The organism is Cellulomonas terrae, assembly GCF_007990265.1.
Classification (GTDB): Bacteria; Actinomycetota; Actinomycetes; order Actinomycetales; family Cellulomonadaceae; genus Cellulomonas; species Cellulomonas terrae.
On sequence record NZ_BJWH01000003.1, the window covers coordinates 14118 to 33088 of the forward strand.

The window sequence follows — 18971 nt, forward strand, 5'->3', positions numbered from 1 at the left end:
GACCTGCCGCACCGACCCCGCGGCAGGTCGGGCCTTCCCGTACCCAGCGTGCGCAACATCACACATCCCAGGACTGGAGGTATCTCGACGTCAACATACGATCGATCTCGTGCCAGAACGCGAAGAGACCGTCGACGTCGTCCTCGTCGGGGGCGGGATCATGAGCGCGACCCTCGCCGCGCTGATCACCACCCTCGAGCCCACGTGGAGCGTCGAGATCCACGAGCGCCGCGCCGAGCTGGCGCAGGAGAGCTCGAACGCCTGGAACAACGCGGGCACCGGTCACGCGGCCCTCTGCGAGCTCAACTACACGCCCGAGCGGGCCGACGGCTCGATCGACATCGCCAAGGCCGTGACGATCAACGAGCAGTTCGAGCTGTCGCGCGAGCTCTGGCACCACCTGGCCACGCACGACCGCCTCCCGGGGGGCGACGGCTTCCTGTCCACCACCCCGCACATGACCTTCGTGCGGGGCGCGGACAACGCCGACTACCTGCGCCGCCGCTACGAGACGCTGCGCAAGCACCCCCTGTTCTCCGACCTGGAGTTCAGCACCGACCCGGCACGGATCGCGCAGTGGGCGCCCCTGCTCGTGGACGACCGCGACCCCGACGAGGTCGTCGCCGCGACGCGCGCCGCCGCCGGCACCGACGTCGACTTCGGCCGCCTGACGCGCGCGATGATCGGCGACGCCGTCGACCGCGGGGCACGCCTGCACCTCGAGAGCGAGATCACGAGGCTCCGCCAGAAGAAGGACGGCACGTGGACCCTGCGGGTGGCCGACCGCCGCTGGAACGGGCACCTGCGCAGCCGGAAGGTCCGGGCGAAGTTCGTGTTCGTCGGCGCCGGCGGTGGCGCCCTCCCGCTGCTGCAGAGCTCGGGCATCCCCGAGGCCAAGGGCTTCGGCGGGTTCCCGATCAGCGGCCAGTTCCTCAAGACCACGAATCCGCAGATCGTCGCGCAGCACCAGGCGAAGGTGTACGGGAAGGCCGACATCGGCGCTCCTCCGATGTCCGTACCGCACCTCGACACCCGCGTCGTCGACGGTGGCACCGCGCTGCTGTTCGGCCCCTACGCGGGGTGGAGCATGAAGTTCCTCAAGCACGGCTCGTGGACCGACCTGATCCGGTCCATCCGGCCCGGCAACCTGATCCCGATGCTCGCGGTCGGCGTGCGGAACCTCGACCTGGTGAAGTACCTGGTCGGCGAGGTCACCGCCACGGACACCGACCGGCTGCGCACGCTGCGCGCGTTCATGCCGACGGCGCACCCGCGGGACTGGGAGCTCGTCACCGCAGGTCAGCGCGTTCAGGTCATCAAGAAGGACAGGGCGCAGGGCGGCGTGCTGGAGTTCGGCACGGAGCTGGTCACCGCCGCGGACGGCACCATCGCCGGCCTGCTGGGCGCCTCGCCCGGGGCGTCGACCGCCGTCGCCACGATGCTCGACCTGCTGGAGCGCTGCTTCCCCGACCGCATCGACGGCTGGCAGCCGCAGCTGCGGACGATGATGCCCAGCCTGGGCGGAGCCGAGTGGGACGAGTCGTTCGAGCTCGAGCAGCTCGTGGACGACGAGCAGGTCGGGTCCGAGCGCTGACCGTCCTGCGCGATCATGAGGGCATGAACCAGCCCGTCGAAGCCGTCAGCGCGGAGATGCGCCATGCGAAGGTCCGCGCGGCCACCGAGCACACGACGGTCGGTCAGGTCACGACGACCGACGACGGTCGCGTCAGCATCGCGTGCGCGTGCGGCATGGACCTGACCAACGGACCGACGTGGTCCCTCGACGAGCACATCCGGCTGCACCGCGCCGAGGCCCGGTTCCTCGCGCTCGCGGCCGTCGCCCCCGAGGGCATCCCCCGGCTGGTGGCCTGGCCCCTCTAGACCCGGGCGGGCTCGTGCACGTGGTCGTCCTCGTCGTCGTGCTCGTGGGGCAGCCCGAGCTCGTGCGCCCGCTCGTGCGCCTCACGCGCCGCGATCCGCGCCTGCACGTCGGCCCGCCGCAGCGGGGGCACCGTCGTGGGCGGCTGCCGACGGGCGGGGAGGTCGTCGAGCAGGCGCGCGGTGATCTCCGCGATCTGGCGCACGGCGTCCTCGAAGGGCTCGCGCGTCGCGTCGCTCAGCGACTGGACCCCGGTCACCTTGCGCACGTACTGCCGCGCGGCGGCCTCGATCTCCTCGGAGGTGGCGGGCGGCTCGAGCCCGCGGAGCGTGGTGATGTTCCGGCACATGCTCCCGACGCTACGCCGCGACTCCCACCTGCGTCTCCAGGTCCAGGAGGGTCAGCTTGGCCGCCGACCCGCCCGCGTACTGCCCCGGGGTGCCGTCCGAGCGCACCACCCGGTGGCACGGGAGGACGACCGGCAAGGGGTTGAGCGCGCACGCGGTGCCGACCGCCCGGACCGCGCGCGGGCTGCCCGCGAGCTCCGCCATCTGCGCGTAGCTGGCGGTGTGCCCGTACGCGATGTCGGGCAGGTGCAGGACGACGTCGCGGCGGAAGCCCCGCAGGAGCAGCAGGTCCAGCGGCAGGTCGAAGGCGGTCCGTCGGCCCGCGAAGTACTCGTCGAGCTCGCGGGCGACGTCGTCGAGCTGCCCGGGCGCCTCGAGCACGCGCGGGCTCACCTGCTGGGCGAGAGCGGTCAGGACCGCGTCGTGGTCCTGGACCTCGAATGCCACACGGACGAGGCCGGCGGGGGTGCGCGCCAGCAGCAGCGGGCCGACCGGGCTGTCCACCGTGCGGTAGGCGACGTCGAGGAGCTCCTCGGCGGCGGCGCGCACGGCGAGGTGCCGGCGCAGACGATCGAGATCGTCCGACACGTCCGGGACGTACGTCATGACTCCTCCTGGTCGATCGCGGGGTAGGTCCGTCGCAGGGTGGCGACACCGTCCGAGGCCGCGCGGCGGGCGGCCGCCGCGGTGCCGCCGACGAGCGCGGCGACGTCGTCGTAGGGCAGCCCGCCGAGGTGGTGGTACGCGACCACCTGGCGCTGCTTGGTCGGCAGAGCGGCGAGCGCCGCCCACAGGTCCAGGTCACGGCCCTGCGCCGGGAGCACCCGGTCCGGGACGTCCGCGAGCGGTACGGCCTGCCGGGCGGCACGACGCACGACGTCGATCGCCTTGCGGTGCGCGATGGTCACCAGCCACGCCTCGACGTTCGCGTCCGACGGCAGGTCCGGGTAGGCGCGCAGAGCCGCGAGGAACGTCTCGGACCAGGCGTCGTCGGCGTCGACCGGACCGACCACCGCGCGGCACACGCGCAGGACGGTCGCGCCGTGCTGGACGACCACGCGCTCGAAGGGTTCCTTCACCATCACAGTGTGCAGACGCGTCAGCCCTCCCAGGTGTGAGGTCGGGCTCTTACAGTGGCCCGATGACGAACCTCGAGGTGCGGCCGGTGCCGGAACAGTGCGACCTCGTCCCGTCCCTCGGGCCGGTCGTCGAGCTGCACGAGGCCCGCGACGTCCCCCTCGGCGGTGTGCGGGCGATGCGGGTGCGCAGGACGCTCCCCCAGCGCGCCCTGCCGATGGTCGGTGCCTGGTGCTTCCTCGACGAGTTCGGACCGCAGCACGTGGACATGCGGGTCCTCCCCCACCCTCACACCGGCCTGCAGACGGTGACCTGGCCGGTCGCCGGCGAGATCCTGCACCGGGACAGCGTCGGATCCGAGGCGGTCGTCCGGCCCGGGCAGCTCAACCTCATGACCGCCGGGCACGGGGTCTCCCACTCGGAGTTCTCCCTGGGGACGCAGCCGCTGCTGCACGCGGTCCAGCTCTGGGTGGCGCTGCCCGACGGGGTGGCCGAGGGCTCGGCCGGCTTCGAGCAGGTCAGCGACCTGCCGGTCTGGGAGGCGCCGCGCGCACGGGCGACGGTGTTCGTCGGCGACCTCGACGGCACCTGGTCGCGGGCGCACGTGCACACGCCGCTGCTCGGTGCCGAGGTGGTCCTGGACGCGCACGCGGACATCGAGATCCCGCTGGTGCGCGGCTTCGAGCACGCCGTGCTGCTCCTCGGCGGGACCGCCGAGGTCGCCGGGACGCCGCACACCACCAGCGGGCTGCTCTACCTCGGCGACGGACGCGACCACGTGCGGGTCCGGTCGCTCGACGGTGCGCGCCTCCTGCTGCTCGGTGGGGCGCCGTTCGCGCACGACCTGGTGATGTGGTGGAACTTCGTCGGCCGCACGCACACCGACATCGCCCAGGCGCGGGCCGCCTGGGAGTCCGACGCCCGCGCGGACCGGTTCGGCGTGGTCGCCGGCCACGACGGCGCCCGCATCCCCGCCCCGGACCTGCCGAACATCCGTCTCCAGCCCCGCCGCCGCACCCCGAAGGAGCCCACGTGACCGACCTCTCCCACCTGCCGACCCGCTCCCGGCTCGTCGCCGCCGCCCTCACCGACGCCGGGGTGCTCGGCGAGGTCGTCGAGCTGCCGGACTCGGCCCGGACGGCGGCGGAGGCCGCGGCAGCGCTCGGGACGGAGGTCGGCGCGATCGCGAACAGCCTCGTCTTCTGGGCCGACGACCGGCCGCTGCTCGTCCTGACCAGCGGGCGGCACCGCGTGGACACCGCAGCGCTCGCGCGCCGGCTGGGCCGGTCGCACGTCGGGCGCGCGACGCCCGAGCAGGTCCGCACCGCCACGGGGCAGGCGATCGGGGGCGTCGCACCGCTGGGGCACCCGGAGCGGGTCGAGACCGTCGTTGACGTCGCCCTCGCCGACTACCCGCAGGTCTGGGCGGCCGGCGGCACGCCGCACACGGTCTTCCCGACGACCTTCGACGAGCTCGTGCGGATCACCGGCGGGGCCGCGCTCGTCGTCGGCGACTGAGAGAGGGGACGACGTTGGACGACGCCTCCACCCGCAAGCCGGTCCTCCTGACGGTCGACGACGACCCCGCGGTGTCCCGCTCGGTGGCCCGCGACCTGCGCCGACGCTACGGCGACGCGTACCGCGTGGTCCGTGCCGACTCGGGTCCGCTCGCCCTCGACGCCCTGCGCGAGCTCCGGCTGCGCGGCGACCAGGTGGCCGTGCTGCTGGCCGACCACCGGATGCCCGGGATGACGGGCATCGAGTTCCTCGAGCAGGCGATGGACATCTACCCGCAGGCGCGTCGCGTCCTGCTCACGGCGTACGCCGACACGGACGTCGCGATCGACGCGGTCAACGTCGTCGACCTCGACCACTACCTGCTCAAGCCGTGGGACCCGCCCGAGGAGAAGTTCTACCCGGTGCTCGACGCACAGCTGGAGGCGTGGACGGCGCACCCGCCGAAGGCTGTGCACGAGACGAAGGTGGTCGGCCACCGGTGGTCGGCGCGGTCGTCGGAGGTGCGGGAGTTCCTCGCCCGCAACCAGGTCCCGTACCGCTGGTACGCCAGCGACAGCCCGGAGGGCCGGGTCCTGCTCGACGTCGCCGGCGCCGACGACGCGACCCTGCCCGTCGTGGTCACCACGCAGGGCGACGTGCTCGTCGCGCCCAGTGACGGCGAGCTCGCGGAGCAGGTCGGCCTGTCGGTGAGCCCGTCGGAACGCTTCTACGACCTCGTCGTCATCGGTGGCGGGCCGGCCGGGCTCAGTGCCGCGCTGTACGGCGCGTCGGAGGGTCTGCGGACGGCGCTCGTCGAGCGGACCGCCACGGGCGGGCAGGCCGGGCAGAGCTCGCGCATCGAGAACTACCTCGGCTTCCCCGACGGGGTCTCCGGCGCGCAGCTCACGGAGCGGGCACGGCGGCAGGCCCTGAAGTTCGGCGCGGAGATCGTGATGACCCGCGACGCCGTCGCGCTGGAGGTGCGGGGCGCCGCGCGGTCGGTGCGGTTCGACGACGGCAGCACCGTCGACGCCCACACGGTGATCGTCGCCAGCGGGGTCGCCTACCGCGAGCTGTCCGGACCCGGGATCGCCACGCTGACCGGGCGCGGCGTCTACTACGGCTCGGCGCTCACGGAGGCGACGGCGTGCGAGGACCAGGACATCTACGTCGTCGGCGGTGCCAACTCCGCCGGGCAGGCCGCGATGTACCTGTCGCGGCACGCGAAGACCGTGACGCTGGTGGTGCGCGCCGGGTCGCTGGACCAGTCGATGTCGCGCTACCTCATCGCGCAGGTCGAGCAGAACGACCGGATCCGCGTCCGCACCCACAGCGAGGTCGTCGAGGCCGTCGGGGACGACCACCTCGAACGGATCGTGCTGCGGGACACGGTCACGGGCGAGCAGGAATCGGTGGACACCGGCTGGTTGTTCGTGTTCATCGGGGCCGCACCCCTGACCACGTGGCTGGACGGCACCGTGACCCGCGACGACCACGGGTTCGTGTGCGCCGGCCACGACCTGCTGGTCGAGGGCAAGGTGCCCGACTCGTGGCCGCTCGACCGACCTCCGTACCACCTGGAGACGAGCGTCCCCGGGGTGTTCGCGGCCGGCGACGTACGCGCCGAGTCCGCCAAGCGTGTGGCGTCCGCCGTGGGCGAGGGCGCCATGGCCGTGATGCTCGTCCACCGTTACCTGGAGCAGCTGTGACCACCACCGAACCGATCGCGACGACCACACGGACCCACCTCGCGTGCGACATCGACGAGCTGCGGACGCTGTTCCTGTTCGAGCACCTGAGCGACGAGCAGCTCCTCTGGCTGTGCAGCCGGGGTCACGTCGAGCACGTCGACCCGGGGGTGCTCTACCGCGAGGGCGACCCGGCGACGGACTTCTACGTGATGCTGTCGGGCTCTCTCGCGATGTACCGACGGGTGGGCGCCGACGACGTCGAGATCGCCCGCACGGGCCAGGTCGGTGTGTACGCCGGAGCGTGGGCCGCCTACCTGGGCGACCGGGTGCCGCAGACGTACACGCAGACGCTGCGCGTCCTGGAACCGTCCCGGTACTACGTCCTCGCCGCCGCCGACTTCGCGTCCTTCGTGAGCGACTGGTTCCCGATGGCGGTCCACCTGCTCGAAGGGCTGTTCTTCGGCCAGCGGAGCTCGCAGGCGGCGACCGGCCAGCGCGAGCGGCTGCTGGCGCTGGGCTCGCTGTCGGCGGGCCTGACGCACGAGCTCAACAACCCCGCGGCGGCCGCGACCCGGGCGACCGCGACCCTGCGCGAACGCGTCGCGGGCATGCGGCACAAGCTCGCGATCATCGCCTCCGGGCCGTACGACCGCGAGCAGCTCGCGCAGATCATCCACCTGCAGGAGAAGGCCGTCGCCGCCCTGGCTCGCACCCGCGCCTCCGACACCGTCCCGACGGCGCTGGAGGTCTCCGACCTGGAGGACGCCCTCGGCGAGTGGATGGACGACCACGACATCGCGGGCGGCTGGGAGCTCGCCCCCAGCTTCGTCGCTGCCGGGCTCGACACCCGGTGGCTCGACATGGTCGCGTCGTGCGTCGGCCCGGAGGTGCTGGAGGGCGCCGTCCGCTGGCTCGCGTACACCCTGGAGACCGAGTCGCTCATGAACGAGGTCGAGGACGCGACGGGGCGGATCTCCGCGCTGGTGGGTGCCGCCAAGCAGTACTCGCAGATCGGCCGCGCGCCCGACCAGACCGTCGACATCCACGAGCTCCTGGACAGCACGGTCACGATGCTCGAACGACAGCTGGGCGACGGCATCACCGTGGTCAAGGACTACGACCGCACGCTGCCGCCCATCCACGTGTACGGCGCGGAGCTCAACCAGGTGTGGACGAACCTCATCGACAACGCGGCGCAGGCGATGGAGGGCCACGGCACCCTGACCCTGACCACCCGCCGCGTGGACGACTGGCTCGAGGTGGAGGTCGCCGACACCGGCCCCGGCATCCCGGACGGTGTCGTCGACCGGATCTTCGAGCCGTTCTTCACCACCAAGCCGGTCGGCTCCGGGACCGGGCTCGGGCTCGACATCTCGTGGCGGATCGTCGTCGGCAAGCACCACGGCGACCTGACCGTCACCTCGTCCCCCGGCGACACGCGCTTCCTCGTCCGGCTGCCCTACTCCCCGACGGAAGGACCCACCCCGTGACCTCGACCGCCATCGACCCGAACGTGCCCCCGAGCGGGACCGGCTGCCTCGAGTGCGACGCCACCGACGGCTGGTGGTTCCACCTGCGCCGCTGCGCCACCTGCGGGCACGTGGGCTGCTGCGACACCTCGCCGTCGCAGCACGCGACCGCGCACTTCCGTCAGACCGGCCACCCCGTCATGCGGACCTTCGAACCCGGCGAGGACTGGTTCTGGGACTACACCACCGACGACTACGCGCAGGGTCCCGCACTCGCGGCACCCGAGCACCGGCCGCTCGAGCAGACGGTGCCGGGCCCCGCCGGACGCGTCCCCGACGACTGGCGCCGTCGCCTGCACTGACGCCGTCGACGCGACGGCCGCGGCATCCTGACGTACGCTGCGAGGTCGCATCGCACGGGTCCTGCCGGCCCGTCCACACCGGGTTCAGCCATGAGCCCACGGAGAGCTCGAGCCCTCACCTGCGGGGCATCGCGGAGGATGTCGTGCCCACCCCCCATCCCCGACCGGCCCAGGTCGGTCGCTTCCAGTACACGGCGTCCACCGGGCGCTGGTGGTGGTCGGACGGCATGTTCGAGATCCACGGCATGTCCCCGGGGGACGTGGTGCCGACCCTGGCGATCATGTCGCGGCACATCCACCCCGAGGACCGCGGACGGGTGCTGGACACGCTCGGCCAGTGCGGCGCCGACGGCGAGCCGTTCGGCTGCCAGTACAGGCTGCTCGACCTCACCGGGGCGGAACGGTTCGTGACCCTGACGGGGTCCGGTTCCGCGGACGGCGACACGCTCAGGACCGTGTCCGGGTTCCTCGTCGACACGACCGCGGCGCAGCGGGACGCCGTCGCGCACCAGGTCAACGAGGAGCTGACGCAGGCGCTGCGGTCGCACGCGGTCATCGACCAGGCCAAGGGCGCGTTCATGCTCGGCTACGGGATCGACGGCGACGCCGCGTTCGAGCTGTTGCGGTGGGGCTCCCAGCAGCGCAACGTCCGCCTCCTGACGCTCGCGGAGCGGCTCGTCGCCGCCGTCGAGTCGGGCGGCGGGCTCGGCTCGGACACGCGCCAGCGGCTCGACGACTTCTACTTCGCGAGCCTCACCGACGATGTGCCGGAGCCGCCCGTCGCGCGCACGACGCCCGGGCTCGAGACGACGTTCGACACGACGGGCGACGTGCCGGTGGTCCGCGTCGAGGGCCCGGTCGACCTCGCGACCGCGCACGAGCTCACCGCAGCCGTCACCCAGCTGATGATCAAGGCCCGCGAGGTGGGGGCGATGGTCGTCGACCTGCGCCAGGTGACGCACCTCGGCTCGGTCGGCGTCTCGGCCCTGAGCGCCGCCCACCGGCGAAGTGCGGCCGCAGGTGTGAAGATGCGTATCGTGCTCTCCCCCGGAGCCAGCCTCGGCCTGGCGGGAGCCCACGGCCTGGACGTGGTCAGCGTGCCGCTGGACCAGGCTTTCCCCACCAGCTGAGGAGGCGCCCGGGATGGCGAGCGACGGGATCGTCGACCAGTCCGCCGTCCTGCAGGCGTTCGACGGCTCACCCGGGGTCCAGATCGTCGTGCGCGCCCCGGAGATGCGCATCGTCGCCGCCAACCGTGGGGCGCGCGACCTCCTCCAGCGGGAGCGTCTCGTGGACGTCCGGCTGCAGGACCTGCGCGATCCCGGGATCCAGACCATCGTGACCGCCCTGTCCGAGGTGATCCGGACCGGTGTGCGCTTCCATGAGGACACCGTCCCGGTGGTGCCCGAGTGGTCGGACCCGTCGTCCGGCGTGTGGCTCGACCTGGAGGTCACACCGTGGCGCGACGAGTCCGGTGCGCTGGCGGGTGCGATCGCCGCCGGCATCGACGTCACCCCACGGGTGCGAGCCGCAAACCTCGAGAGGGCGGGTGCGGCGACCGCCGACGAGCGCCTCGCGCGGGCCCGCGAGGTCGTCCTGCGCCTGCAGGGCGCCCTGCTCCCCTCGACGGTGCCGCTGCTCCCCCGTGTCGACGTCGCGGCGTCCTACCTCGTCGCCGGGCTCGAGCAGGCGGCCGGCGGCGACTGGTTCGACTCGGCGACCCTGCCGGACGGGCGCGTGTCCCTGACGGTGGGTGACGTGGTCGGCCACGGCGTGGAGGCGTCCGCGATCATGAGCCAGCTGCGCGCGGTGCTGGCGGCGCGGCTGCTCGAAGGGGCCGGGATCCTCGACGCGCTCGACGCCGTGGAGGCCTTCGCCGGGCGGGTCTCCGGCGCGTTCGCGGCCACCGTCTGCGTCGCGCTGCTCGACCCGCACACCGGTGACCTGGAGTACGCCACGCGCGGGCACCCCGCGCCTCTCGTCGTCGGTCCGGACGGTGCACGGATCCTGCCGACCACGGGCGACGGACCGCTCGGCTCCCGGACCGAGGGCCGCGTCTCGACCTCCCGGCTACGGGACGGCGACGCGATCGTGCTGTTCACGGACGGCCTGGTGGAGAACCTGCGCCGTCCGCTGCGCGACGGTGTGGCGGTGCTCGAGAGGACGGCGGTCGACGCCTACCAGGGGTCGTCCGCCGAGTTCCGCGCCAACCCCTCGATCGCCAGCCGGATCTGCCAGCACCTCCCCGCGGTGCTCACCGACGGCGGCTTCACCGACGACGTCACCGTCCTCGCAGCGCACCGGCGAACACCACCCGCATCGCTGCACCTGTCGGTGCCCGCGGAACCGGGACGCCTCGCCGAGGTGCGCGGCGAGATCGACGCCTGGGGGCGTGGTGTCGGTCTGGGCACGCGGGACCGCGCGGCGCTCGTCCTCGGGGTCAGCGAGGTCATGGCCAACGCCGTCGAGCACGCGTACCGCGACGGCGATGCCGGGACGGTCGAGGTCGGGGCGACCATCCGCGACGACGCCATCGTGGAGGTCGTCGTCCGCGACCACGGACGCTGGCGCGAGCCCGACGTGGACCCGGGCGACCGCGGCAGGGGGTTCAGCATGATGGCGTCGGCAGGGCTGCAGGTCGGCGTCGAGACGACGGCGGACGGCACCACCGTGACGCTCGAGTGCCCCGCACGCCGACCGGCGCCCGTCGACCAGTCGGACGCCGTCGTCGGCGTGGGCGCTCGCGAGAAGGCGCCGCTCGCCGTCTCCACGGACCCGACGGGGGCCCGCGTCGTCCGCGTCGGCGGGGCGGTCGACCACCGCGCGGCGGCCGCGCAGGTGCAGGCCGAGATCCTCCGGCTGTCCCGGAACGGGCTCGTCCCGGTCACGATCGACCTGCGCGACGTCGTCCACCTCGGCAGCGCCGGGGTCCGGGTCCTGGAGTCCCTCCTGCAGACGATCGACCGTCTCCAGGTGATCGCGCCGGCGGGGACACCCGCCGCACAGACCCTGGAGGTCGCAGGGACGCCGTTCGTCTCCTCGGAGGCGTGACCTGGTGTGACGTATCGCCGACCCGCCGGTGGACTCCTTCCCCACGTCGCGAGGTCGAGACCCTCGCACCGACGAAGGAGCTCTCATGGGTGACGCGGCCGACGGCAGGCTGCCGGTGATCTACGTGCGCGGGTTCGCCGGCGGGCCCTCGGGGATCAGCAGCGCGGTGGACGACCCGTTCTACGGCTTCAACGAGGGGTCGGTCCAGGTGCGGGTGGACGACACCGACCGCCCCACGTTCCACCAGTTCGAGAGCCCGTTGCTGCGCCTCATGATCGACCACGGGTACCAGCTGCTGGTGCAGGGCAACCAGCGCGGGTACCTCGACCAGCGGGACGACGGCACGATCGACCCGGCGACGATCTGGGTGCACCGCTTCTACGACGAGTTCGCGCCCACCCTCACCAAGGACCCGAACCCGTTCAGCATCGAGCGCGCCGCCCAGAGCCTGTTCGACCTGGTCAGGCTCGTGTGCCGCAAGACCGGCGCGCCACGCGTCTTCCTGGTCGCCCACTCGATGGGTGGGCTCGTGGTGCGCGCCATGATCCAGAAGACCATCCCGGACGCGACGGGCGCCGGCCCGGCCGCCGCCACGGACTTCGTCGACCGGGTGTTCACCTACGCCACCCCGCACGGCGGGATCGAGTTCTCGATGGGCTTCGGCGCGATCGAGAAGCTGCGCGACCTGACCGGGGTCGCCGGGGCGGACATGTTCGGCCCGGAACGCATGTACCGGTACCTCACGCCCGAGGCGTCGATGCAGGCCGAGGTCCCGGCGGACTGGGACGCGACGAGGATGCCGGACGACGGCTTCCCGCCGGACCGCATCTTCTGCCTGGTCGGCACGAACTCCAGCGACTACTCCGTCGCGCTGGGGCTGTCCAGCCGCGCGGTGGGCGCGCGGAGCGACGGTCTCGTGCAGCTCGAGAACGCGTACGTGCAGGACGCTCCGCGTGCGCTGGTGCACCGCTCCCACTCGGGCCGGTTCGGCATCGTCAACTCCGAGGAGGGGTACCAGAACCTGCAGCGGTTCCTCTTCGGCGACGTCGAGGTCCGCGCGCAGCTGACCGACGTCCACCTGCCCGGCACCGAGCAGGACGACACCGTCTGGCAGCTCGAGGCCGCGCTGTCGATCCGGGGACTGCCCGTGGTGCTCCACGAGCAGAGCACCGCGCACCTGTGCCCCATCCAGATCGAGCGGCCCCGGACGGCCGACGCAGCGGCCACGCCGGTCCCGCTGGTGCGCACGTTCCTGTCGACCCGGGCGACCCGTCCCACCGTGCAGGGCGGCGAGCGGGAGGTCACGACCATGCGGCACGTCCTGCGGCTGCGGCTGCTGTCGCTGCGCAAGCAGGGCGGTCTGCTGTCGTTCCTGGACCACCTCGAGCAGACCGCAGACTGGTCCGACGTGCTGGTGGTCGACATCGAGTTCCCGCAGGACGGCACCCCGCCGAGGTCCTGGGCGGTGTGGAGCTCGGCGTTGGGGACGGCGATCCGGGACTGGGTACCGGACGCGGCGACCGACGAGCAGCTCGAGGACGTCGACACGGCCACCGGGAGCTGGCTCGCGCGGATCCGGCTGCCCGTGGCCGCGCGCGAGCTGCTGGGCCGGGACGCGGCGATCACGGTCGCGGTGTCGGGTCGGACGCCCGCCTGAGCGGGTTCGGTCAGGTCTGCGCGGCGGCCAGGGCCGCGTCGGAGCCCTGCACCCGGATCTCCACGCGCCGGATCGTGTCGGTGACGATGCTCGACGACGCACCCAGCCCGCGAGCACCGGTGCTGCCCCCCGTCCAGGTCGCGACGACCGTGCTGGTCCCGTCGTCGTCGACGAGCACGAGCTCGTAGGTCGGCGCCGTCGCGTACGGGCCCTCGTCGGAGGGGTAGCGGCACTCCCAGTCGATCCGCGTGCCCCAGCGCTTCTCCTGCAGGGTCAGGTCCGCGCTGACCGCCGCGGCCCCGACGGGCTCCAGCTGCAGCGCGGTGACCTGCCCGGACGACGACGGTGCCGTGGCCTGCGGCGACCCGGCCGGCCGGCCGAGGAGGACCCCTGCGACCCCGGCGAGCACGAGCAGGGCCGCGGCAGCGCTCGCCAGGAAGGCGGTCCGACGCCGCCGGTCCCGGCGCACGGCACGAGCGACCGAGGCCAGCTCGACGACCTCGACCGCCGGTCCCCCGCCGAGCGCAGCAGCCTCGTCGGGCGGCACCATCCGCAGCAGCCCCGGCATCCCCGCGAGCTCGGCGACCGCGGCGCGGCACGAGTCGCACGACCGCAGGTGGTCCTCGAACGCACGACGGTCGGCGGCGTCGAGCGACCCGAGGACGTAGGCCGCGTCCCACTCACGGAACGGGTCCTCGCCCGTGCTCCGCTGCTCGTCCGTGTCGCGGCCTGTCATGCCGAGACTCCTCTCTCCTGGAGCGCGAGCCGCAGCGCGCGCAGGGCGTAGTGCATCCGGGACTTCACGGTCCCCTCCGGGATGTCATGGTCCCGGGCCAGCTCCGCGACGGACCTGCCGCCGTAGTACGCGCCGACCACGACGGCCCGGTGCTCCGGCGTGAGCTGCTCCAGCGCGTCCGCCACCAACCAGCTGTCCAGGACCGCCTGGGTCGCGTCGGGCTGCGGCGTGTCCGGCGCCGCGTCCGTCGTGCGCTCCCGCGCGTGCCGTGCGCTGCGACGGTCGTCGATCACCAGGTTGCGGACCACCGTGTAGAGCCACGCCCGCGTCGCACCCTCCTCGCGCGCGAGGACCTCCGGGTGCCGCCACGCCCGCACCATCGCCTCCTGCACGACGTCCTCGGCGAAGGCCCGGTCACCGGTGAGGCGCACGACGTAGCTCTGCAGCGGACGCGCGTAGGCCTGGTGGAGCGCCCGCAGGAGCGCGTCGGGTTCCTCGGCCACGCCGTCTCCTCTCGTCGCCCAGCGGTCCTACTCCCCCAACGATGCAGCACAGCGGCAGGTTCAACCGCAGGTGAACCGGACGGTCCGCGGCCTCGTAGTCCACGTAGCAGGTCCCGGGGGCGGGACCTGCACCCGGCAGAGGAGGACATCGTGCGACGGACCATCCTGTACTCGATCACCGCGCTCGTGGCTGCGGCCACCCTGACCGCCTGTGGAGGAGGTTCCGACGACGAGACGCCGGAGTCCACCGGCGAGACGACCAGCGCCGAGGAGTCCCCGGCGGAGGAGTCCCCGGCGGAGGAGATGTCGGCGGACCTCTCGACCGCCGAGACCTCGCTGGGCACCGTCGTCGTCGACGGCGACGGCATGACCGCGTACTACTTCTCCAACGACGTCAAGGACTCCGGCACCAGCGCCTGCTCGGGCGACTGCCTGACGGCGTGGCCACCGATCACCACGGAGTCCGAGACCCCGACGGTCGAGGGCGTCACCGGTGAAATCGGCACGATCACGGGGACCGACGGATCGACGCAGATCACCATCGACGGCCGGCCCATCTACACGTTCGCGCAGGACACGGCCCCGGGCGACGTGAACGGGCAGGGCGTCAACGACGTCTGGTGGGTCATCGCACCGGACGGCGCGGAGATCACCGACTGACGGTGCAGGCCCGGGCGGTGGTCGCTCCGGCCACCGTCCGGGACCGGTCGGACCGGTCAGCCCATCCCGTTGCGCGGGTCGGTCTCCACGTTGAGGACGTTCCCGTCGGGGTCGGTGAACCAGGCCGCCTTCATGGTGCCGTCGGACAGGACCCCGTCGGTCCACGTGGCGTCGCCCGGCAGGTCGAACGTCTGGAACTCGATCCCGGCGGACCGCAGCGCCGCGACCTCGCTGTCGAAGGCGTCGCCGGACACCTGGAAGGAGATCCCGGTCGCCTTGTTCGTGCCGGCGTAGGCGGACGGGTACACCAGGAAGCCGCCGTTGGACGTGGTGTAGATGACGCCGTCGGGCACGTCCGGCCCGCTCGTGAACCCGAGGGTCCCCTCGTAGAACTCCCGCGCCCGGTCCAGGTCGGTGACGGCGAGGACGGGGATGGCGGCGTGGTCGGCGAGCATAGTGCCTCCCGTGCGGGCCAACCGTCCGTCGGCAGGCCGGCCCCTCGACGCTAGAACCGTCGCAGGACAACCGTCCAGGGCTCCTGCACATGTGTGCAGCACCTCACCCGCCCACTGTCGCGACAGCCCGTGGCACGCCACCATCGACCTGTGAGCACCGACACGCAGACGGCCGGGCGGCCGTCCCAGTGGGGGCTGGCCGTGCTCGGTGCGGTCGGCCTCGCTGTCGCGGCCGCGCTCGCGGCCTACGCCGAGATCCACCCCGGGGACGGGGCCGCCCTCACCACCCTCGGTTTCGCCAGCATGCTCGACATGAAGGCGTGGCTGACCACGGCAGCCGCAGCCCTCGTCGTCGTCCAGGTGCTCTCGGCGCTGGCGATGTGGGGTCGGCTGCCCGGCGTGACGGACGCGCCCCCCTGGGTGTCGAGCCTGCACCGCTGGTCGGGGACCGTCGCCTTCCTCCTGACACTGCCGGTCGCGTTCCACTGCGTCTGGTCGCTCGGCTTCGAGGACGAGTCCACCCGCGTCCTGGTGCACTCCGTCGCCGGGTGCGTGCTCTACGGCGTCTTCGCCGCGAAGATGCTGGCCCTGCGGCTGCGCGGGCTGCCCTCGTTCACCGTGCCCCTCCTCGGCGGGCTCCTCGCTGCAGTCGTCGTGATCCTGTGGTTCAGCTCCGCGCTGTGGTTCTTCAGCCAGTCCGGGGAGGTGGGCTACTGACATGGCCGATCCGCAGGTCAGCCGGCGCTCGCTGCTCGAGGGTGCTGGGGTCGCGCTCGCCGCCGGGACCGCCGGCTTCGTGGGCTTCCTGGCGCTCGGGCCGGCACCGGAGCAGGACGACGACACCTCCGGCGAGGGACCCGACGGCGACGGGGGCCAGGACTCGCACTTCCTCGCCGCCGTCGACGACATCCCCGACGGCGGCGGCGTCGTGCTGAGCGACGACAAGCTCGTGCTCACCCGCGACGGCGACACGGTCCGGTGCTTCACGGCGGTCTGCACCCACCAGGGGTGCCTCGTCGCCGGGGTCCAGGACGGCCAGATCCGGTGCCCCTGCCACGGCAGCGCCTTCGACGCGGCGACCGGCGCCGTGGTGCGCGGCCCGGCGACGGAACCCCTGGAACCGGAGGAGATCGAGATCACCGACGAGGGCGAGGTGCTGCGCGCATGAAGCCGTTCCGAGAACGCCTGCCCACCCTCCTCTGGGTCGCCGGAGCGGCCGCGACGATCGGCGCGATGCTCGCCGCCCTGCGCGGCTGACACGTCGTCCTCGGCACCCCTGGACACGCCTGACCTGGGTGGTACGTTCCAGACGAAGGGTACGAAGGCGACGGCGACGGGGCCGGCGCCGGGGCGATGGGGGTCGCAGCTCGGACTTCCTCGCCAGGTGGATGTCGACCGGCAGCAGCGAGAGGACGGCCCGAATGACGCAGGATCTGGCGGGGCTCGAGGAGACGGGTCCCATCGACTACCTCGTAGTCGCTTTCCCGAACGCGCACTTCACCGGAGAGGCCTTCCCTCTCCTGGTCGACCTCGTGGAGCGCGGCATCATCCGCATCCTCGACCTGACCTTCATCCAGAAGGCGCAGGACGGTTCCGTCTCCGGACTCGAGCTGAGCGAGCTGGCGGACGGGGGTGTCGACCTCACGATCTTCGAGGGCGCCTCGTCCGGCCTGCTGGGCGACGACGACATCTCGGAGGCGGCGAACGCGCTGGCTCCGGGGGACGCGGCCGGGGTGTTCGTGTACGAGAACGTGTGGGCTGCCCCGTTCGCCGTCGCGCTGCGGCGTGCCGGTGGTCAGCTCGTCGCCAGCGGACGCATCCCGGTGCAGGCGGTCATCGCTGCCCTGGACGCCATCGAACCCGTCGCCTGAAACCCGCCAGAGGAGGAGCTACCGATGCCAGGACTGATCCGCGGGGTCGCCAGGACCGCCGTCATCGCCGGGACCGCCACGAGCGTCTCGAACCGGGTGTCCCGGCGGCAGGCCGGACGCTGGGCCGCACAGGACCAGCAGCAGGCCGCCGCCGCACCCCCGCCCCCGCAGTACGCGGCGCCGGCACCCGCCTACGCCCCGCCGCCGCCCGCGCCGGACATGGACGCGAAGCTCGCCCAGCTCGCCCAGCTGGGCCAGCTCCGTGACGCCGGGGTGCTCAGCGACACCGAGTTCGAGGTGCAGAAGAACCGCATCCTGACGAGCTGACACGGGACGAGCGCACGCACGCGACCCCGGTCCCGGCACGAGTCCCGTGCCGGGACCGGGGTCGTCCGTGCGTCAGGCGAGGGCCTTCGCCTTGAGGGTCGCGAACTCGCCCGCGTCGATGGCCCCGGAGTCGAGGAGGGCCTTCGCGTCGGCGATCTGGTCCGCCGGCGACTTCCCGGACGCGACCGAGCGGATGTACGAGTCCTGGGCCGACTTGGCCTCGACGAATGCGCCGCGCTGCCGCTCGGCCATGGTCCTGCCCCGCGCGATCAGGTAGATCAGCGCCACGAGGTAGGGCATGACGACGAGGCCGATGATCCAGACGGCCTTCCACCAGCCGCTGAGGGCGTGGTCGCGGATCAGGTCAGCCACGATCTGGAACAGGATGACGAGGTAGACGAAGAACAGGAAGAACCAGACCAACATCCAGATCCACTGCCCGAGCGTGTTCATGGAACCGTCCTTGGTGCTGACCCCGCCTCTGCTGGGGGGTTCGTGCATCCGAGGCTAGCCACCGAGGCACGCGAATCGTCCGGAATCGGTCACGACACGACCGGGGCGCTCAGCCCGCCAGCGCGGCACGCAGGAACGCGACGTCCTGCGCCTGGCTCTCGGCCGGTGTCTCGACGAGCGCGTCGCAGCCGGCCTCCCGGACCACGTGCGCGATCAGCTCGGGCGGGATGGTTCCTGACGCGAAGCCCGCGTGCCGGTCGCGCGCGGAGCCCTGCGCGTCCCGTGAGCTGTTGGCGTGCACCAGGTCCACCTGCCCCGTGATGGCCCGCACGCGCTCCACGACCGTCTCCAGGTCCTCCCCGGCCGCCCACGCGTGGCACGTGTCCAGGCACAGGCCGACGTCGTACCCGCCGATCGCGTCCCACAGCATCGCGAGGCCGTCGAGGGTCCGCGCGCACGCGTTCTCACCGCCCGCCGTGTTCTCGACGAGGATCTTCACCGGGAACGTCGCGCGCTCGAACGTCTTGCGCCAGTTCTCGATGCCGACGGCCAGGTCGTCCCCGTCGCCGACGTGGCCGCCGTGCACGATGAGCGCCCGCGCACCCAGTGCCGCTGCCGCAGCCGCATGCTGCGCGATCATGTTCCGGCTCGGGATCCGGATGCGGTTGTTGGTCGACGCGACGTTGACCAGGTAGGGCGCGTGCGCGTAGATGCCGAGACCCGAGGCCACGAGGGCGTCCCCGTCGTCGCGCGGCACGGGCTTCTTCCAGCCCTGCGGGTCGGCCAGGAACAGCTGGACACACTCTGCGTCGAGCTCGGCGGCGGTCGCCACCGGGTCGTCACCACGCACATGGGCGCCGATGAGCACCACGTCGGTCTCCCTCCGGTCGGGCACGCGTCAGGCTAGACCGGACCGCCGACAGGTGCACGGCTGTG

Annotated in this window: 23 protein-coding genes; 15 read left to right on the plus strand and 8 right to left on the minus strand. The window is 72.7% G+C overall.

The window, feature by feature from the left end; translation table 11 throughout:
• Positions 1-109: 109 nt before the first annotated feature.
• Both mqo and CTE05_RS03970 read left to right on the plus strand, forming a co-directional pair.
• Entirely contained in the window at positions 110-1594 is a 1485-nt protein-coding gene (gene mqo / locus CTE05_RS03965) for a malate dehydrogenase (quinone) (protein ID WP_281286149.1), read from the plus strand.
• A gap of 23 nt (positions 1595-1617) precedes the next feature.
• Positions 1618-1881 (plus strand): hypothetical protein, encoded by a 264-nt coding sequence (locus tag CTE05_RS03970; protein WP_146844824.1) that lies wholly within the window; start codon positions 1618-1620, stop codon positions 1879-1881.
• Here the strand turns inward: CTE05_RS03970 and CTE05_RS03975 are convergent.
• From CTE05_RS03975 to CTE05_RS03985, 3 genes are read right to left on the minus strand one after another with little or no spacing between them, the layout of a single operon-like run.
• A complete protein-coding gene (locus CTE05_RS03975; RefSeq protein WP_146844825.1) occupies positions 1878-2228 on the minus strand; it encodes a DUF2277 domain-containing protein in 351 nt (116 codons plus the stop codon). The genes CTE05_RS03970 and CTE05_RS03975 overlap by 4 nt on opposite strands.
• 10 nt (positions 2229-2238) lie before the next feature.
• A complete protein-coding gene (locus CTE05_RS03980) occupies positions 2239-2832 on the minus strand; it encodes a methylated-DNA--[protein]-cysteine S-methyltransferase (RefSeq protein WP_146844826.1) in 594 nt (197 codons plus the stop codon).
• Positions 2829-3305, minus strand: a complete 477-nt coding sequence (locus CTE05_RS03985) for an RNA polymerase sigma factor (RefSeq protein ID WP_222595406.1) — start codon at positions 3303-3305, stop codon at positions 2829-2831. The genes CTE05_RS03980 and CTE05_RS03985 overlap by 4 nt, the downstream gene beginning before the upstream one ends.
• 62 nt (positions 3306-3367) lie before the next feature.
• On the opposite strand from CTE05_RS03985, the gene CTE05_RS03990 reads away from it, so the two are divergent.
• From CTE05_RS03990 to CTE05_RS04025, 8 genes are all read left to right on the plus strand, one after another.
• Complete coding sequence (locus tag CTE05_RS03990; protein WP_146844828.1) at positions 3368-4339, plus strand: pirin family protein; 972 nt, start codon at positions 3368-3370, stop codon at positions 4337-4339.
• Positions 4336-4821 carry a YbaK/EbsC family protein gene (locus tag CTE05_RS03995; RefSeq protein WP_146844829.1) on the plus strand — a complete coding sequence of 162 codons (486 nt, stop codon included), beginning with the start codon at positions 4336-4338 and terminating at the stop codon, positions 4819-4821. The genes CTE05_RS03990 and CTE05_RS03995 overlap by 4 nt, the downstream gene beginning before the upstream one ends.
• A gap of 14 nt (positions 4822-4835) precedes the next feature.
• On the plus strand, positions 4836-6509 hold the full coding sequence (locus tag CTE05_RS04000) for an NAD(P)/FAD-dependent oxidoreductase (RefSeq protein WP_146844830.1): 1674 nt from the start codon (positions 4836-4838) through the stop codon (positions 6507-6509).
• Positions 6506-7981, plus strand: coding sequence for an ATP-binding protein (locus tag CTE05_RS04005; RefSeq protein WP_146844831.1), 1476 nt, complete (start codon positions 6506-6508; stop codon positions 7979-7981). Before CTE05_RS04000 ends, CTE05_RS04005 begins: the two co-directional genes overlap by 4 nt.
• A complete protein-coding gene (locus CTE05_RS04010) occupies positions 7978-8322 on the plus strand; it encodes a UBP-type zinc finger domain-containing protein (protein WP_146844832.1) in 345 nt (114 codons plus the stop codon). The genes CTE05_RS04005 and CTE05_RS04010 overlap by 4 nt, the downstream gene beginning before the upstream one ends.
• Before the next feature lie 143 nt (positions 8323-8465).
• Positions 8466-9452, plus strand: a complete 987-nt coding sequence (locus tag CTE05_RS04015; protein ID WP_146844833.1) for an ANTAR domain-containing protein — start codon at positions 8466-8468, stop codon at positions 9450-9452.
• Positions 9453-9465: 13 nt separating this feature from the next.
• The gene (locus CTE05_RS04020; RefSeq protein ID WP_146844834.1) at positions 9466-11373 is read left to right on the plus strand and encodes a SpoIIE family protein phosphatase; all 1908 of its coding nucleotides are present in this window, start codon (positions 9466-9468) and stop codon (positions 11371-11373) included.
• An 85-nt stretch (positions 11374-11458) separates the two neighbouring features.
• On the plus strand, positions 11459-13030 hold the full coding sequence (locus CTE05_RS04025) for an esterase/lipase family protein (RefSeq protein WP_146844835.1): 1572 nt from the start codon (positions 11459-11461) through the stop codon (positions 13028-13030).
• Between the two features lie 10 nt (positions 13031-13040).
• Here CTE05_RS04025 and CTE05_RS04030 read toward each other — a convergent pair whose 3' ends face one another.
• Positions 13041-13766: an anti-sigma factor family protein gene (locus CTE05_RS04030; protein ID WP_146844836.1), complete on the minus strand. Its 726-nt coding sequence runs from the start codon at positions 13764-13766 to the stop codon at positions 13041-13043.
• Positions 13763-14269, minus strand: a complete 507-nt coding sequence (locus tag CTE05_RS04035) for a sigma-70 family RNA polymerase sigma factor (RefSeq protein WP_146844837.1) — start codon at positions 14267-14269, stop codon at positions 13763-13765. Before CTE05_RS04035 ends, CTE05_RS04030 begins: the two co-directional genes overlap by 4 nt.
• 150 nt (positions 14270-14419) lie before the next feature.
• On the opposite strand from CTE05_RS04035, the gene CTE05_RS04040 reads away from it, so the two are divergent.
• Positions 14420-14929: a COG4315 family predicted lipoprotein gene (locus CTE05_RS04040; protein WP_146844838.1), complete on the plus strand. Its 510-nt coding sequence runs from the start codon at positions 14420-14422 to the stop codon at positions 14927-14929.
• Between the two features lie 56 nt (positions 14930-14985).
• Here CTE05_RS04040 and CTE05_RS04045 read toward each other — a convergent pair whose 3' ends face one another.
• Entirely contained in the window at positions 14986-15384 is a 399-nt protein-coding gene (locus CTE05_RS04045; protein ID WP_146844839.1) for a VOC family protein, read from the minus strand.
• A gap of 150 nt (positions 15385-15534) precedes the next feature.
• Between CTE05_RS04045 and CTE05_RS04050 the strand changes: the two genes are divergently transcribed.
• From CTE05_RS04050 to CTE05_RS04065, 4 genes are all read left to right on the plus strand, one after another.
• Positions 15535-16101, plus strand: a complete 567-nt coding sequence (locus CTE05_RS04050; protein WP_146844840.1) for a DUF6529 family protein — start codon at positions 15535-15537, stop codon at positions 16099-16101.
• Position 16102: 1 nt separating this feature from the next.
• A complete protein-coding gene (locus CTE05_RS04055) occupies positions 16103-16552 on the plus strand; it encodes a Rieske (2Fe-2S) protein (protein ID WP_146844841.1) in 450 nt (149 codons plus the stop codon).
• A 253-nt stretch (positions 16553-16805) separates the two neighbouring features.
• The gene (locus CTE05_RS04060) at positions 16806-17255 is read left to right on the plus strand and encodes a DUF6325 family protein (RefSeq protein ID WP_146844842.1); all 450 of its coding nucleotides are present in this window, start codon (positions 16806-16808) and stop codon (positions 17253-17255) included.
• Positions 17256-17279: 24 nt separating this feature from the next.
• Positions 17280-17582, plus strand: coding sequence for an SHOCT domain-containing protein (locus tag CTE05_RS04065; protein ID WP_146844843.1), 303 nt, complete (start codon positions 17280-17282; stop codon positions 17580-17582).
• A 72-nt stretch (positions 17583-17654) separates the two neighbouring features.
• Here the strand turns inward: CTE05_RS04065 and CTE05_RS04070 are convergent, their stop codons facing one another.
• Both CTE05_RS04070 and CTE05_RS04075 read right to left on the minus strand, forming a co-directional pair.
• Entirely contained in the window at positions 17655-18035 is a 381-nt protein-coding gene (locus tag CTE05_RS04070) for an SHOCT domain-containing protein (protein ID WP_146844844.1), read from the minus strand.
• Positions 18036-18144: 109 nt separating this feature from the next.
• Positions 18145-18906, minus strand: a complete 762-nt coding sequence (locus CTE05_RS04075) for a deoxyribonuclease IV (RefSeq protein ID WP_222595415.1) — start codon at positions 18904-18906, stop codon at positions 18145-18147.
• Positions 18907-18971 lie beyond the last annotated feature (65 nt).